Raw genomic sequence first — 13249 nt, forward strand, 5'->3', positions numbered from 1 at the left:
GCCCGGCGGTTTTGTGAGCCGTCAAGCCGCTCCGGCATCAAGGTTACGGCGATTGCGGGGAATCGATCCCGGGCGTAACCACGACCTGGCCAGAGGCCTGCTGGCGACCAGATCGGTTGTCGACTGATTTCCGGCGCGATGAGAGAAAAATGTTCGACCGCATCTTCACCTGGTTCGAAAGCCGGTATTCGCCGGTGGCGCTGGCCGACGACAGGCAGCCGCCAATGGGGCTTTGGCGGTTCTACTGGTATTTCATAAGACAGTTTCGCGCCGCCTATCGGCTGCGCATGATCATCGTTGCCGTCGCGGCGATAGTGGACGCGATGCTGCCGATTTTCGTCGGCCTGATCGTCGGCCTGCTCTCCAGCACCAAGCCAGGCGACTTCTTCGCCGCGCATACGCCAGTGCTCGTCATGATGGCGATCATCGTGCTGCTGCGTCCATTGTCGATGGTCGTCGATGGCCTCATCCGCAACCACGCCATCGCGCCGAACCTCATCGACCTCATCCGCTGGCAGAGCCATTGGCATGTCGTGCGCCAGGACTGGTCTTTCTTCCAGAACGACTTCGCCGGCCGCATCGGAACCAAGGTCATGCAGAGCGGCGATTCGGTGGAGATGAGCGTCAACCTAACGGTCGATGCCGTCTGGTACGCGCTGGTCTTCGTCGCGGTCGCCATCGTCGTGCTGGCGCGGCTCGACACGCTGCTGCTGGCTGTGGTGGCGGTGTGGCTGGTGTTCTACTGCCTCATCTTCTGGTCCGCGATGCCGAAGATCACCCAGCGCTCGTCCCAACTGTCGGAGCGGTGGTCGCAGGTGAGCGGCCGCATGGTCGACAGCTACACCAACATCCTGACGCTCAAGACGTTCTCGACCGGCGAGCACGAAGACAAATATGTCTCGCAGGCGGTGGTCGAGCATGCCGGCACGTTTTACCAGCTGATGCGCGTTTTCACGCTGATGTGGTCGGCCCTGTTCGTCCTCAACGCGGCGCTGCTCATCGCCATAAGCTGGCTGGCGCTGGCCGGCTGGAACGCCGGGACGATGACCACCGCGGCCGTGGCGACGGCGATCCCGTTCGCGCTGCAGATCGCCAACATCTCCGGCAGGATTCTCGATGTCGGCGCCAACGTCTTCCGGCAGATCGGCGTCGCCAGCAACTCGATGACGACGATCGCGCGTCCCATCACCATGCAGGACCAGCCTGACGCACCGGCTCTCGTCATGATCGCCGGCGGCATCGAGTTCGACCAGGTGAATTTCAACTACTGGCGCAAGGACGGCAAAGGCGGCGTCATCGACAATCTGTCGCTGAAGATCGCGCCGGGCGAGCGGGTCGGCCTGATCGGTCGCTCCGGGGCCGGCAAGTCGACGCTGGTCAATCTCGTGCTGCGGCTGTTCGACGTCCAGGACGGCAAGGTGCTGATCGACGGACAGGACATCCGCAACGTCTCGCAAGAGAGCGTTCGCGCGGCGATCGGCTTCGTCAATCAGGACACGTCGCTCTTGCATCGGTCCGTTCGCGAGAACCTCAAATATGGGCGTCAGTCGGCCAGCGACGAGGCCATGTTCAGCGCCGCCAAAGCCGCTCAGATCGACGATGTGATCGCGGCACTGACCGATCCGTATGGGCAGAGCGGCTATGAGGCGCTTGTCGGCGAACGCGGCGTGAAGCTGTCCGGCGGCCAGCGGCAACGCATCGCAATTGCCCGCGTTATGCTGAAGGACGCTCCGATCCTCATTCTCGACGAGGCTACGTCCGCGCTCGATTCGGAAGTGGAAGCCGCCATTCAGGAGAACCTCTACAAGCTCATGCAGGGCAAGACCGTCATCGCCATCGCCCACCGCCTGTCGACCATCGCGGCGATGGACAGGCTGGTGGTGATGGACAAGGGGCGCATCGTCGAGGACGGCTCGCATGAGACCTTGATTGCCAAGGGTGGGCTCTACGCCCAGCTCTGGCGGCGCCAGTCGGGCGGTTTCCTGCTCGAGGAAAAGCAGGCCGCCGACGATCTGGCGACGAAAGGTGAAGCCGCGGAATGATGAAGGGCGTCTATCGCTGGTTCGAGCGCTGGGTCTATCCGTTCCGCGAGCCCGCGAATCTGCGACCGCCCGCCAGCGTCGGCGGCTTCCTCTGGCACTATGTCGGGCAGGCAAAGCTCGCCTTCTTCGCCATGCTCATCATCGGCGGTATCGCGCCGCTGGTCGAGGCAGGCCTGTTCTATTTCGTCGGGAGGCTGGTCGATATCCTCGACCAGCTGCCCGGCGAGCGCAGCTGGCACGCGCTGTGGGCGGCCGCCGGTCCGGAGCTCCTGTTCATGGGCGGCGTGGTTCTGGTCATCCGCACTCTGGTGGTCGGCCTGTCGGCGCTGGTCGACGAGCAGACGATCACGCCCGGATTCTACAATCTGGTGCGCTGGCAGGCGCACCGGCACGTCTCGCGCCAGTCCTACGCCTTCTTCCAGAACGATTTCGCCGGCCGCATCGCGACAAAAGTCTGGCAGGCGGGGCAGGCGACCGGCGACCTGATGGAAAGCTTCATCGAGGTCGTGTGGTTCATGATCGTCTATACTGTGACGACGCTGGCGTTGGTCGCCGGTCTGGATCTGCGGCTCGCGGTGCTGGTGGTGATCTGGATCGCCGCGTTCGGCTGGCTGGCGAAACTCTATCTGCCGGCTATCCGCAAGCATGCCGAGGCGACGGCCGAGGCCGGTTCGATGATCACCGGCCGCATCGTCGATTCCTACTCGAACGTGCAGACGTTGAAGCTGTTTTCGGCCGACGGCGACGATCGCTATATCCGCAGCGGCTTCGGCATCTATCTCGACGCGCTGCGGCCGTTCACGCGCCGGCTGACCGGCGTGCGCATGGCGCTGACCATGCTCTCCGGCATCATGATCACGGCGATCGCCGCATTCGCCATCTATCTGTGGGTCGAAGGTTCGATCACGGTCGGCGCCGTTGCCTTCACGCTGTCGCTGGTGCTCAGGCTCAACATGCTGCTTGGAAGGCTGATGATGCAGCTCAACGGCATCCTGAGGAATCTCGGCGTGCTGGAGAATTCCAAGGCGCTGATCTCGCAGCCGCTCGGCCTGACCGACGCGCCGGATGCCAAGGAGTTGGTCGTCGCCGGCGGCCGCATCGACGTCAGGAACGTCACCTTCCATTATGGCAAGGGGGCCGGCGTGCTCGACGGCATCGACCTCGTCGTGCATCCGGGCGAGAAGGTCGGGCTGGTCGGCCCGTCGGGCGCCGGCAAGACGACCTTGGCCAACCTGATCCTGCGCCTCTATGACCTGGAGGGCGGCCACATCCTGATCGACGGCCAGGACATCGCGCATGTGACGCAGAACTCGCTGCGCGGCAATATCGGCGTGGTCAGCCAGGATACCGCACTTTTCCACCGCTCGCTGCGCGACAACATCAAGCTCGGCATGCCGGACGCGACCGATGCGCAGGTGATCGCCGCGGCCAGGAAAGCCGAGGCGCATGACTTCATCCTGGGTTTGCGCGACAACCGCGAGCGCTCCGGCTACGAGGCCTTTGTCGGCGAGCGCGGCGTGAAGCTGTCCGGCGGCCAGCGGCAGCGCGTCGCCATCGCGCGCGTCTTCCTCAAGGATGCGCCGATCCTGATCCTCGACGAGGCGACCTCCGCGCTCGATTCCGACATAGAGGCGGCGATCCAGGAGAACCTGACCAGACTGATGGAGGAAAAGACGGTGATCGCCATCGCGCACCGGCTGTCGACGATCGCGGCGCTCGACCGGCTCGTGGTGCTGGACGGCGGCCGCATCGTCGAACAGGGCACGCATGACGAGCTGGTGGCGCTGGACGGGCTCTATGCGCGGCTCTGGAAACGCCAGTCCGGCGGCTTCCTCTTCAACGAGGAAAGCGCGCTGGAAGAGACGCGGCCGGCGCAGTAGAACGGCATCATGTCTGTACGCATGCCCATGAATTTCGGACGGTCAGGCGCGCAGGAAAGCGCGCTCGATCTGCTCGGCCACGAAATCCTCGCCGAGAAGGCGGCAGCCCTCGGCCGCGCCGGCCGGCGTGTCGAGGAAAGCCTTGCCAGATTGCGCGAGAGCGGCGAGGGCGAGCATCGCAACAGGCTGCTCAAGGAAGCGGCGGCGGCCGTCCACGCCTATTTCATCCAGCGCGAGCTTTGCGGTTTGCGCAAGCATGACGCCGTGATCCGCGAATACGACATCCCGCGCGCGGTGCTGGTCAGGCTCGGCGCCGGCTAGCCAGCTATTCCAGCCATTCGGTGATGAAATGGCCGTTCTCGTGTATGTCGGTGCTTTCGAGCGGGCCGGGTCCGAGATTGGTGAACTTGTGCGGCGTGTCGGGCGGCACGATCAGGATCTGGCCGGCCGTGGCCCTGATCTCCTGGTCGCCGATCGTGAACAGGCCGGTGCCGGAGCGGATGACGAAGATTTCCGCATAGGGATGCTTGTGCAGGCGTGGGCCGCCGCCGGCCGTCGGCTGATAGTTGAAGATCAGGCAGGAATTGGCGCCGAACTGGCCGCATTGCAGCTCGCCCATCCAGAGGTCGGGGGCGTCGGCCCAGCTGTAGCGTTCAATGACATGCGCCATGGCCCTACTCCTTCGCCGGTATCCAGGGATTGAACAACTTCACGCCCGTGCCTTCAAAATCCTTGGTATTGCGGGTCACGACCGTCAAGTTCTTGACGAGCGCGGTAGCGGCGATAAGGGCATCCCGTTCCGGCTTCGGATCGGGAACGTGGAGGTTCGCGCAACGCACGACAACGGCCGTGTCTATGCTCAATATCCGATCGTCAAACTGTGGAATCAGAGTCCGGTCCAGCCAATCGCGGTACATGGCGGCTTGGCGAGTATCCTTCCTCGACAAGAGCAATGTGCCGATTTCGAGCTCAAGGATCGAAATGACCGACATGAAAAAGCTGGCGACGTCGTGGGTCTCCGACCAGGCCAGAACGTTGCGATCGGCTTTGTCGCGACGACGCAGATTCGAAACGATATTGGTATCGAGAAGGAACATCAGTCGAGGTCTGGAACCTTGAAAAACGGCCCTTCCAGGCGAGGCGGTTCCCAGTCGAAATCCGCTTCGGGGCGGTCGTCCGCGATCGCGTCCGCAAGACTTCTCGGCTTCCTTTCCAGGCGGCGATATTCTTCCATCGACATCAGCACATGCGAGGGCTTGCCGCGGTCAGTGATGACGACCGGCCCGTTCCTGGCTGCTCTTTTGGCGCGCGCCGTATCCTGGTTGAATTCACGGCTCGACATGGTGGTCGTCGTCTTTGTCGGAACGCTCATTTCAGCACCTCCGTCCGGCAGATGTAGATATATTGCTACATCCGGCTTGTCCGGTCAAATTTCTCCCCGTGATGGACACCCGCGACAATCTGCCCTTGTGGTCTCACCCCGCTGGACAAAAACGGGCCGCACGCATAAACCGAACTCCAAATGCCGGAGGAATTCGCTAGCCTGTTCGCCATGCGCTGTCGGGCAGGTGCGATTGAGCGGGGACAAGGCTCGGCCTCCGGTTAGGAAGAGGCGAAAGGATCAGGCACCCGTGAGCGCAACCGACATCCACGATCCCAACCGTCGCGATTTTCTCTACGTAGCCACCGGCATGGCCGCCGTTGTCGGCGCTGGGGCCGTCGCGTGGCCGTTCATCGACCAGATGCGCCCCGACGCCTCGACGCTGGCGCTGGCCTCGGTGGAGGTCGATGTCTCGTCGCTGCAGCCCGGCAGCTCGCTGGTCGTCAAGTGGCGCGGCAAGCCCGTGGTGGTGCGCAATCGCACCGAAAAGGAAATGAAGGACGGCGCGGCCGTCAATCTCGCCGATCTCAAGGATCCGATCGCGCGCAACGCCAACCTGCCGTCCGACGCGCCGGCGACCGACGCCAACCGCACCACGCCCGGCAAGGAAGCCTGGATGGTGATGGTGCAGGTCTGCACGCATCTCGGCTGCATCCCGCTCGGCCAGGAAGGCGATTTCGGCGGCTGGTTCTGCCCGTGCCACGGTTCGCAATACGACACCGCCGGCCGCATCCGCAAAGGCCCGGCGCCGGAGAACATGGCGATCCCGGTATTCAAGTTCATTTCCGATACCAAGATTCTTATCGGTTGAGGCAGGGGACATTTCGATGAGCGAGGGACACTCGACCTATACGCCCAAGACCGGTATCGAGCGCTGGTTCGACGCCCGCATGCCGCTGCCGCGGCTGGTCCATGACAGCTTCGTCGCCTATCCGGTGCCGCGCAACCTCAACTACATGTGGACGTTCGGCGGTATCCTGTCGATCATGCTGGCCGCGCAGATCCTGACCGGCATCGTGCTGGCGATGCACTACACCTCCGACACCAATCTCGCCTTCGATTCGGTCGAGAAGATCATGCGCGACGTGAATTCGGGATGGCTCTTGCGCTATCTCCATTCCAACGGCGCCTCGTTCTTCTTCGTCGCCGTCTACATCCATATCTTTCGCGGCCTGTTCTACGGCTCGTATAAGGCGCCGCGCGAGCTCCTGTGGATCCTCGGCTGCATCATCTACCTTCTGATGATGGCAACCGGCTTCATGGGCTACGTGCTGCCTTGGGGCCAGATGAGCTTCTGGGGCGCTACCGTCATCACCGGCTTCTTCAGCGCCATTCCGCTGGTGGGGAACTGGATCCAGGAACTGCTGCTCGGCGGCTTCGCCGTCGACAATCCGACGCTGAACCGCTTCTTTGCGCTGCATTACCTGTTGCCGTTCATGATCGCCGGCGTCGTCGTGCTGCACATCTGGGCGCTGCATGTCGTGGGCCAGTCGAACCCGACCGGTATCGAGGTCAAGTCGAAGACCGACACCGTCGCCTTCACGCCATACGCCACCATCAAGGACGCGTTCGGCATGATCGTGTTCCTGTTCGTCTTCGCCTATTTCGTCTTCTACCTGCCGAACTTCCTTGGCCACCCGGACAACTACACGGTCGCCAACCCGCTGAAGACGCCGGCCCACATCGTTCCGGAATGGTACTTCCTGCCGTTCTACGCGATCCTGCGCGCCATCACCTTCAACATCGGCCCGATCAACTCCAAGCTCGGCGGCGTGCTGTGCATGTTCGGCGCCATCGCCATGCTGTTCCTGGTGCCGTGGCTCGACACCTCCAAGGTGCGCTCGGCGGTCTATCGTCCATGGTACAAGCTGTTCTTCTGGCTGTTCGTAGCCGACGCCATCCTGCTCGGGTGGCTGGGCTCGCAGCCGGCGGAAGGCAGCTATGTGTTCATGGCGCAGATGGCGACGCTGTTCTACTTCGCCTTCTTCCTGGTCATCATGCCGGTGCTCGGCCTGATCGAGACGCCGCGCAGGCTGCCGAACTCGATCACCGAGGCCGTGCTTGAAAAGAAAAAGGGCGGCAGCGGACATCCGGCACGCGCTGCCGCCGCGCCGGAAACCACGGGCTGAGAATCTGAGGGGATTTTGGGTATGAAGAAGATTCTCACCTCGCTGGCGCTGCTTGGCCTGGTGGTCGCGGGCACCGCTGCCATCGCCGCCGAAGAGGAACACAACGCGGCCGCTCCGACGCATTTCCCGATCAACGAACCGAAGGAAATGAGCTGGAGCTTCGCCGGTCCGTTCGGCACCTATGACAAGGCGCAGCTGCAGCGCGGCCTGAAGGTCTACAAGGAAGTCTGCTCGGCCTGCCATTCGATGAACCTGGTGGCCTTCCGCACGCTGGAAGGGCTCGGCTATTCGGAGGCGCAGATCAAGACCTTGGCCGCCGAATACACCATCCATGACGGCCCGAACGATGCCGGCGACATGTTCGATCGCCCCGGCAAGCCGTCGGATCACTTCCCGGCGCCGTTCCCGAACACAGAGGCCGCCGCTGCCGCCAATGGCGGCGCCGCGCCGCCCGACATGTCGCTGCTTGCCAAGGCGCGCGGCGTCGAGCGTGGCTTCCCGCGCTTCATCTTCGACATCTTCACCCAGTATGCGCAGGGCGGTCCGGACTACATCCACTCGCTGCTCACCGGCTACGACCAGACACCGCCGGCCGGCATGGTGATCCCTGAAGGCACGCACTACAACCCGTACTTCCTGTCCGGCGTGTCGCTGAAGATGCCCAAGCCGCTCTCGGACGGCCAGGTGACTTATGACGACGGCTCGCCGCAGACCATCGACCAGTATGCGCGCGACGTCTCGGCCTTCCTGATGTTCGCGGCCGAGCCGCATCTCGAGGATCGCAAGAAGACAGGCTTCCGCGTCATGATCTTCCTGCTGGTCTTCGGCGCATTGGTCTACATGACCAAGCGCAGGGTGTGGGCCGACGTCGCGCACTGAGGCGGCTTGCTTCCAGAAAAATGCCAGGGCGCCGAATGGCGCCCTTTTCTTTTCGGCCGCTTGCCGGCAAAACTGTGCGGCAACGGATCAACCGCCCATGAAATCCTCCCTCGAAGACACGCTGCTTGCGGCCATCCGCACCATTCCGGATTACCCCAGGCCCGGCATCCTGTTTCGCGACATCACCACGCTGCTTGGCGACGCGCGCGCCTTCCGCCGCGCCATTGACGAGCTGGTCCATCCCTATGCCGGATTGAAGATCGACAAGATCGCCGGCATCGAGGCGCGGGGCTTCATCCTCGGCGGCGCCGTGGCGCACCAGCTTTCGGCCGGCTTCGTGCCGATCCGCAAGAAGGGCAAGCTGCCCTACGAGACGGTGCGCGTCGCCTACAGCCTCGAATACGGCCTGGACGAGATGGAGATGCACAAGGACGGCGTCTCGCCGGGCGAGAAGGTGATCGTGGTCGACGACCTGATCGCCACCGGCGGCACGGCGGAAGCGGCGGTGAAGCTGCTCAGGCAGATCGGCGCCGACATCGTCGCGGCATGCTTCGTCATCGACCTGCCGGACCTCGGCGGCCGCCAGAAGCTCGAAGCGCTAGGCGTGCCGGTGAGGACGCTGATCGGGTTCGAGGGGAATTGATCTTCCCCTTCTCCCCTTGTGGGAGAAGGTGGATCGGCGCGCAGCGCCGAGACGGATGAGGGGTGTTCCAGCGGAGTGAGGCGCTGGCTTTCCCTGGAGCACCCCTCATCCGTCGCCTTCGGCGACACCTTCTCCCACAAGGGTGGAGAAGGAGAGGCGCTATCCCACCTTCACCAAAACGGCGCTGTCGAACTCGATCACCTTGTCGCCGGTCGAATCGAAACCTTCCGAACGCAGCGTCAGCAGGTTCCAGCCTGGGCGTCCGGCGAGCGGGCGGTGCGTCTGCGCGGTGCGCGTGAAAGTCACGGTCTCGCCGGCGTAGACCGGCTTCAGCCACTTCAAATTTCGGAAGCCGGGCGAGGGGCCGAATTCGGGCTGCGGGCCGGGGCCGGTCCAGCGCACGCCTTCGGTCTCCATGCGCTTCTCGAGGTTGTATTTCATCCAGGTGGCGGCAGTGTGCCAGCCTGAGGCGCAGAGCCCGCCAAGCACGCTCTTCCTCGCAGCCTCTTCATCGACGTGGAAGACCTGCGGATCGTATTTGTTGGCGAACGCCTTGATCTCGTCGGCTTCGAATTTATGCGAGCCGAGCGTGACGGTCTCGCCGATCAGGAAATACTCGTCCAGGGTCATGACAGGTCCCTTGTGGTATCACGCGCTAGGAACATGCCGGTGTTTTCGAGTTCGAAGACGCTTTCGCCGCGCTGATTGACGAGCTCGCTGCGCATGGTGACCAAGCCGAGCTGCGGCCTCGATTTCGACTGGCGCTTGGAAAGTATGGTGAGCGTGCCGGTAAGCCTGTCGCCGGCCAGCACCGGCTTCTTCCATTTCACATGCTCGATGCCGGGCGAGCCCTGCGAGGTCGAATCGAGCAGGAAGGCATCGCACAGCATTCGCATGAACATCGCGCAGGTATGCCAGCCCGAAGCCGAAAGCCCGCCGAGGATGCTCGCCTTGCCGGCTTCCTCGTCGAGATGCATCGGCTGCGGATCGAACTCCGAGGCGAATTCGATGATCTCGGCGGCGCTTACGTCCTTGCTGCCGAGGTCGAGCGAGGCGCCTTCGGCGAAATCCTCGTAAGCCCAGGTTTTTCCGGTCATGTCGGCAATCCGGTTGACGAACGCGATCCCGAGGATCGGAAAACCCGGATGCCGGCCCAAGTCGATTTGGTCAAGTGATTTCTGGTAAGCCAGCCGCCGCCGGCCAAGTCCGTCAGAGCCAGCCGCGGCGGCGGAAATACCAGAAGGGCAGTATCGCCGAGACCACCATCAGGGCGATGGCGAAGGGGTAGCCGAACTCCCATTTGAGCTCGGGGATGATGTCGAAGTTCATGCCGTAGATCGAGGCGACCAGCGTCGGCGGCAGAAAGATGACGGCGGCGACCGAGAAGATCTTGATGATGGCGTTCTGCTCGATCGAGATCATGCCGAGCGTGGCATCGAGCAGGAAGGAGATCTTCTGCGACAGGAAGGTGGCATGGTCGGCAAGCGAGAGCACGTCGCGCGACAGCGTCTTGATGCGGGCGCGCACATCCTTGCTCATCTTGGTCTGGTCAGCGACATGGGCGAGAAAGCCGGCCAGGCGCTGCAACGAGATCAGGCTGTCGCGGACCGAGGAAGCGATGTCCTCCTTGCGGCCGATACCTTTCAGGAGCTCCTGGAAATCGCGGTTGCGCTTCGAGGCCTTGGTCGAGCGCGCTTCGAAAATGTCGCGCGAGATCGTTTCGACCTCGCGGCCGGCGCGCTCGAGGATGTCGGCCAGGCGATCGACGATCGCCTCGAGGAGGCCGATCAGGATGGTGTCGCCGCTGGTGCAGCCGGTCGCCACCTTCTCGGCGCGCTGCGGGAAGGTCTTGAAGGCCTTGGGCTCGTGATAGCGGATGGTGATCAGCCTCTTGCCGGCGAGCGCGAAGGTCACCGGCGACATCAAGGGATCGTCGGCCTCGGTCTGCGCCGGCAGCACGGCGGTCATGAAGTAGCCGCCGTCCTCGATATAGAGCCGGCTCGAAATCTCGATCTCTTCCATCTCCTCGCGGGTCGGGATGGCAATGCCCAGCCAGCTCTCGATGCGCGCCTCTTCCTCCTTGGTCGGGTTGAAAAGATCGGCCCAGACGACCCTGTCGCCGTCCGCCGCAAGGTCCTCCGTGAGGCGCAGGCGATCATTGTCCACGACGAAGGTTTTTATCATCGCCGGGTCTCCTGGAGATCAGGTGTTGAACTTGAACAGCATGATGTCGCCGTCCTGGACGACGTATTCCTTGCCTTCGTCGCGCGCCTTGCCGGCTTCCTTGGCGGCCGCCTCGCCGCCCAGCGTGACGAAGTCGTTGTAGGCGATCGTCTGGGCGCGGATGAAGCCGCGCTCGAAATCGGTGTGGATGACGCCGGCCGCCTGCGGCGCCTTGTCGCCCTTGTGGATCGTCCAGGCGCGCGTCTCCTTCGGCCCGACGGTGAAATAGGTGATCAGATGCAGGAGCTCGTAGCCGGCGCGGATCACCTTGTTGAGGCCCGGCTCGTCAAGGCCGATCGAGGCAAGGAACTCCATTTCCTCCTCGTCGGAAAGCTGGGCGACTTCCGCCTCGATCGCCGCCGAGATCACCACCGTGCCGGCGCCCTGCGCGGCCGCCATCTTCTCCACCGCCCTGGTGTGCCCATTGCCGGTGGCGGCGTCCGCCTCGGCGACGTTGCAGACATAGAGAACGGGATGCGAGGTGAGCAGGTTCAGCCCCTGCAGGATGCGCAGGTCCTCCGCCGCGATGCCGTTGAGCAGGAAGCGCGTCGGCTTGCCGGCCTGCAGCAGCTCGAGCGCGGCCTCCATCATGGGCAGGACGGCCATGGCTTCCTTGTCCTTGCCGGCGGCGCGCTTGCGGATCTGGGCGATGCGGCGCTCGAGGCTTTCGAGGTCGGCGAGCATCAGCTCGGTCTCGACCGTCTCGGCGTCGGCGACAGGGTCGATGCGGCCTTCGACATGGGTGATGTCGTCATCCTCGAAGCAGCGCAGCACATGCACGATGGCGTCAACCTCGCGGATGTTGGCGAGGAACTGGTTGCCCAGCCCTTCGCCCTTGGAGGCGCCGCGCACCAGGCCGGCGATATCGACGAAGGAGATGCGGGTCGGGATGATCTCCTTCGACTTGCCGATCGCCGCGATCTTCTGCAGGCGCGGATCGGGCACCGCCACCTCGCCGGTGTTCGGCTCGATGGTGCAGAAAGGATAGTTGGCGGCCTGCGCGGCGGCCGTCCTGGTCAGCGCGTTGAACAGCGTCGACTTGCCGACGTTGGGCAAGCCAACGATGCCACATTTGAAACCCATGTTCGTCCAATCCTGTCGGAAATTCGATTTTGGTGAGGGCTATGGGCGATAGGGGTGACGAACGTCAAGCCCCACGCCTTTATCGTGACAGGGCCTAAAGCGCGTCGCGATCTTTTAGATTCGCTCCCTGCGCTTTAGGCTTTTGATTTTGCGCATGTCTTTACCCCGAAACCGGTTCCCACTTTCGGGAGACATGCTTTAGTCCTTGCCAAAGAGCTTCTTCAGCATGGCAGCCATCGGGCCGCTTTCCGGAAGCTTTGCCGCCGGCTGCTGCGGCCGCGCCTGGCGGACATGGCTTTGCTGCTTCGGCGCCTTGGGCGGCGGGCGGTCGTCGTCGCCAGTCGGCACAAGCTTGTCGCGCAAGGTGAGCGTGACGCGGTTCATGAACGAGCTGTCGTCGCCCTTGGCGAGCAAGCCGGCAGCGTCGGCGATTGCGTCCAGCAGGACATCGAGCCACTCGCGGTCGGCCTTGGCGAAATCGCCAAGCACATGGCCGTGCACCATCTCCTTGACGCCGGGATGGCCGACGCCGATGCGCACCCGGCGATAGGCGTTCCCGATATGCTGGTCGAGCGAGCGGATGCCGTTATGGCCGCCGGAGCCGCCGCCCACCTTGACCCGGAGCTTGCCGGCGGCAAGGTCGATCTCGTCGTAGAAGACGGTGAGGGCGGATGGTTCGAGCTTGTAGAAGCGGAGCGCTTCGCCGACCGACTGTCCGGAGAGGTTCATGAAGGTCTGCGGCTTGATCAGCAGGATTTTTTCGCCGCCGAGCGTGCCTTCTGAGACCAGGCCCTGGAATTTTCTCGACCAGGGCGAAAAGGAATGGCGGCGGGCAATCGCGTCCGCCGCCATGAAGCCGACATTGTGCCGGTTGTTTTCGTATTTCGCGCCCGGATTGCCGAGGCCTGCAAAGACAAGCATCGCCGCCTCCAGACTTAGAGCACGATGCCGAAAAGTGTGACGCGGCTTTCGGAAAACATCATGCTCTA

15 protein-coding genes are annotated in these 13249 nt (G+C 63.4%); 7 read left to right on the plus strand and 8 right to left on the minus strand.

Going from position 1 to position 13249, the window contains the following annotated elements; genetic code table 11:
- The first annotated feature begins 149 nt into the window (after positions 1-149).
- Genes FJ425_RS16335 through FJ425_RS16345 form a run of 3 tightly spaced genes read left to right on the plus strand, consistent with a single transcriptional unit; the run spans position 150 to position 4243 of the window.
- Complete coding sequence (locus tag FJ425_RS16335; protein WP_140635433.1) at positions 150-2042, plus strand: ABC transporter ATP-binding protein; 1893 nt, start codon at positions 150-152, stop codon at positions 2040-2042.
- Positions 2039-3922 (plus strand): ABC transporter ATP-binding protein, encoded by a 1884-nt coding sequence (locus tag FJ425_RS16340; protein ID WP_140635435.1) that lies wholly within the window; start codon positions 2039-2041, stop codon positions 3920-3922. The genes FJ425_RS16335 and FJ425_RS16340 overlap by 4 nt, the downstream gene beginning before the upstream one ends.
- A 9-nt stretch (positions 3923-3931) precedes the next feature.
- Positions 3932-4243: a DUF6665 family protein gene (locus tag FJ425_RS16345; protein ID WP_140635437.1), complete on the plus strand. Its 312-nt coding sequence runs from the start codon at positions 3932-3934 to the stop codon at positions 4241-4243.
- 4 nt (positions 4244-4247) lie between these two features.
- Here FJ425_RS16345 and FJ425_RS16350 read toward each other — a convergent pair whose 3' ends face one another.
- Genes FJ425_RS16350 through FJ425_RS16360 form a run of 3 tightly spaced genes read right to left on the minus strand, consistent with a single transcriptional unit; the run spans position 4248 to position 5294 of the window.
- Positions 4248-4592 carry a cupin domain-containing protein gene (locus tag FJ425_RS16350; RefSeq protein WP_140635439.1) on the minus strand — a complete coding sequence of 115 codons (345 nt, stop codon included), beginning with the start codon at positions 4590-4592 and terminating at the stop codon, positions 4248-4250.
- Positions 4593-4596: 4 nt separating this feature from the next.
- On the minus strand, positions 4597-5019 hold the full coding sequence (locus FJ425_RS16355; RefSeq protein WP_140635441.1) for a type II toxin-antitoxin system VapC family toxin: 423 nt from the start codon (positions 5017-5019) through the stop codon (positions 4597-4599).
- The gene (locus tag FJ425_RS16360) at positions 5019-5294 is read right to left on the minus strand and encodes a type II toxin-antitoxin system Phd/YefM family antitoxin (RefSeq protein ID WP_140635443.1); all 276 of its coding nucleotides are present in this window, start codon (positions 5292-5294) and stop codon (positions 5019-5021) included. The genes FJ425_RS16355 and FJ425_RS16360 overlap by 1 nt, the downstream gene beginning before the upstream one ends.
- 259 nt (positions 5295-5553) lie before the next feature.
- Here FJ425_RS16360 and petA point away from each other — a divergent pair, with 259 nt between their 5' ends.
- The 4 genes from petA to FJ425_RS16380 all read left to right on the plus strand — a co-directional run bounded on the left by petA (position 5554) and on the right by FJ425_RS16380 (position 8954).
- Complete coding sequence (gene petA, locus FJ425_RS16365; protein ID WP_095766509.1) at positions 5554-6114, plus strand: ubiquinol-cytochrome c reductase iron-sulfur subunit; 561 nt, start codon at positions 5554-5556, stop codon at positions 6112-6114.
- Between the two features lie 16 nt (positions 6115-6130).
- Positions 6131-7432: a cytochrome b N-terminal domain-containing protein gene (locus FJ425_RS16370; protein WP_140543252.1), complete on the plus strand. Its 1302-nt coding sequence runs from the start codon at positions 6131-6133 to the stop codon at positions 7430-7432.
- 21 nt (positions 7433-7453) lie between these two features.
- Positions 7454-8311: a cytochrome c1 gene (locus tag FJ425_RS16375; protein ID WP_140635447.1), complete on the plus strand. Its 858-nt coding sequence runs from the start codon at positions 7454-7456 to the stop codon at positions 8309-8311.
- Between the two features lie 97 nt (positions 8312-8408).
- Complete coding sequence (locus FJ425_RS16380) at positions 8409-8954, plus strand: adenine phosphoribosyltransferase (protein WP_140635449.1); 546 nt, start codon at positions 8409-8411, stop codon at positions 8952-8954.
- 159 nt (positions 8955-9113) lie between these two features.
- On the opposite strand, the gene FJ425_RS16385 is transcribed toward FJ425_RS16380, so the two are convergent.
- From FJ425_RS16385 to pth, 5 genes are all read right to left on the minus strand, one after another.
- The gene (locus FJ425_RS16385) at positions 9114-9584 is read right to left on the minus strand and encodes a MaoC family dehydratase (RefSeq protein WP_140635451.1); all 471 of its coding nucleotides are present in this window, start codon (positions 9582-9584) and stop codon (positions 9114-9116) included.
- Complete coding sequence (locus FJ425_RS16390; RefSeq protein ID WP_140635452.1) at positions 9581-10051, minus strand: MaoC family dehydratase; 471 nt, start codon at positions 10049-10051, stop codon at positions 9581-9583. The genes FJ425_RS16385 and FJ425_RS16390 overlap by 4 nt, the downstream gene beginning before the upstream one ends.
- 112 nt (positions 10052-10163) lie before the next feature.
- Positions 10164-11138, minus strand: a complete 975-nt coding sequence (corA, locus tag FJ425_RS16395) for a magnesium/cobalt transporter CorA (RefSeq protein ID WP_140543249.1) — start codon at positions 11136-11138, stop codon at positions 10164-10166.
- Between the two features lie 18 nt (positions 11139-11156).
- Complete coding sequence (ychF, locus tag FJ425_RS16400) at positions 11157-12260, minus strand: redox-regulated ATPase YchF (RefSeq protein ID WP_140724840.1); 1104 nt, start codon at positions 12258-12260, stop codon at positions 11157-11159.
- Between the two features lie 198 nt (positions 12261-12458).
- On the minus strand, positions 12459-13181 hold the full coding sequence (gene pth, locus FJ425_RS16405; RefSeq protein ID WP_140543247.1) for an aminoacyl-tRNA hydrolase: 723 nt from the start codon (positions 13179-13181) through the stop codon (positions 12459-12461).
- Positions 13182-13249: the final 68 nt, after the last annotated feature.

The organism is Mesorhizobium sp. B2-7-2, from assembly GCF_006440775.1.
Classification (GTDB): domain Bacteria; phylum Pseudomonadota; class Alphaproteobacteria; order Rhizobiales; family Rhizobiaceae; genus Mesorhizobium.

What these genes read in the sequence shown, in the direction of transcription:
- ychF (WP_140724840.1), bottom strand. Translation starts at nt 12,260, where the DNA reads ATGGGTTTCAAATGTGGCATCGTTGGCTTGCCCAACGTCGGCAAGTCG.
- FJ425_RS16355 (WP_140635441.1), bottom strand. Translation starts at nt 5,019, where the DNA reads ATGTTCCTTCTCGATACCAATATCGTTTCGAATCTGCGTCGTCGCGAC.
- FJ425_RS16370 (WP_140543252.1), top strand. Translation starts at nt 6,131, where the DNA reads ATGAGCGAGGGACACTCGACCTATACGCCCAAGACCGGTATCGAGCGC.
- corA (WP_140543249.1), bottom strand. Translation starts at nt 11,138, where the DNA reads ATGATAAAAACCTTCGTCGTGGACAATGATCGCCTGCGCCTCACGGAG.
- FJ425_RS16360 (WP_140635443.1), bottom strand. Translation starts at nt 5,294, where the DNA reads ATGAGCGTTCCGACAAAGACGACGACCACCATGTCGAGCCGTGAATTC.
- FJ425_RS16390 (WP_140635452.1), bottom strand. Translation starts at nt 10,051, where the DNA reads ATGACCGGAAAAACCTGGGCTTACGAGGATTTCGCCGAAGGCGCCTCG.
- FJ425_RS16345 (WP_140635437.1), top strand. Translation starts at nt 3,932, where the DNA reads ATGTCTGTACGCATGCCCATGAATTTCGGACGGTCAGGCGCGCAGGAA.
- FJ425_RS16350 (WP_140635439.1), bottom strand. Translation starts at nt 4,592, where the DNA reads ATGGCGCATGTCATTGAACGCTACAGCTGGGCCGACGCCCCCGACCTC.
- FJ425_RS16385 (WP_140635451.1), bottom strand. Translation starts at nt 9,584, where the DNA reads ATGACCCTGGACGAGTATTTCCTGATCGGCGAGACCGTCACGCTCGGC.
- FJ425_RS16380 (WP_140635449.1), top strand. Translation starts at nt 8,409, where the DNA reads ATGAAATCCTCCCTCGAAGACACGCTGCTTGCGGCCATCCGCACCATT.
- FJ425_RS16340 (WP_140635435.1), top strand. Translation starts at nt 2,039, where the DNA reads ATGATGAAGGGCGTCTATCGCTGGTTCGAGCGCTGGGTCTATCCGTTC.
- FJ425_RS16335 (WP_140635433.1), top strand. Translation starts at nt 150, where the DNA reads ATGTTCGACCGCATCTTCACCTGGTTCGAAAGCCGGTATTCGCCGGTG.
- FJ425_RS16375 (WP_140635447.1), top strand. Translation starts at nt 7,454, where the DNA reads ATGAAGAAGATTCTCACCTCGCTGGCGCTGCTTGGCCTGGTGGTCGCG.
- pth (WP_140543247.1), bottom strand. Translation starts at nt 13,181, where the DNA reads ATGCTTGTCTTTGCAGGCCTCGGCAATCCGGGCGCGAAATACGAAAAC.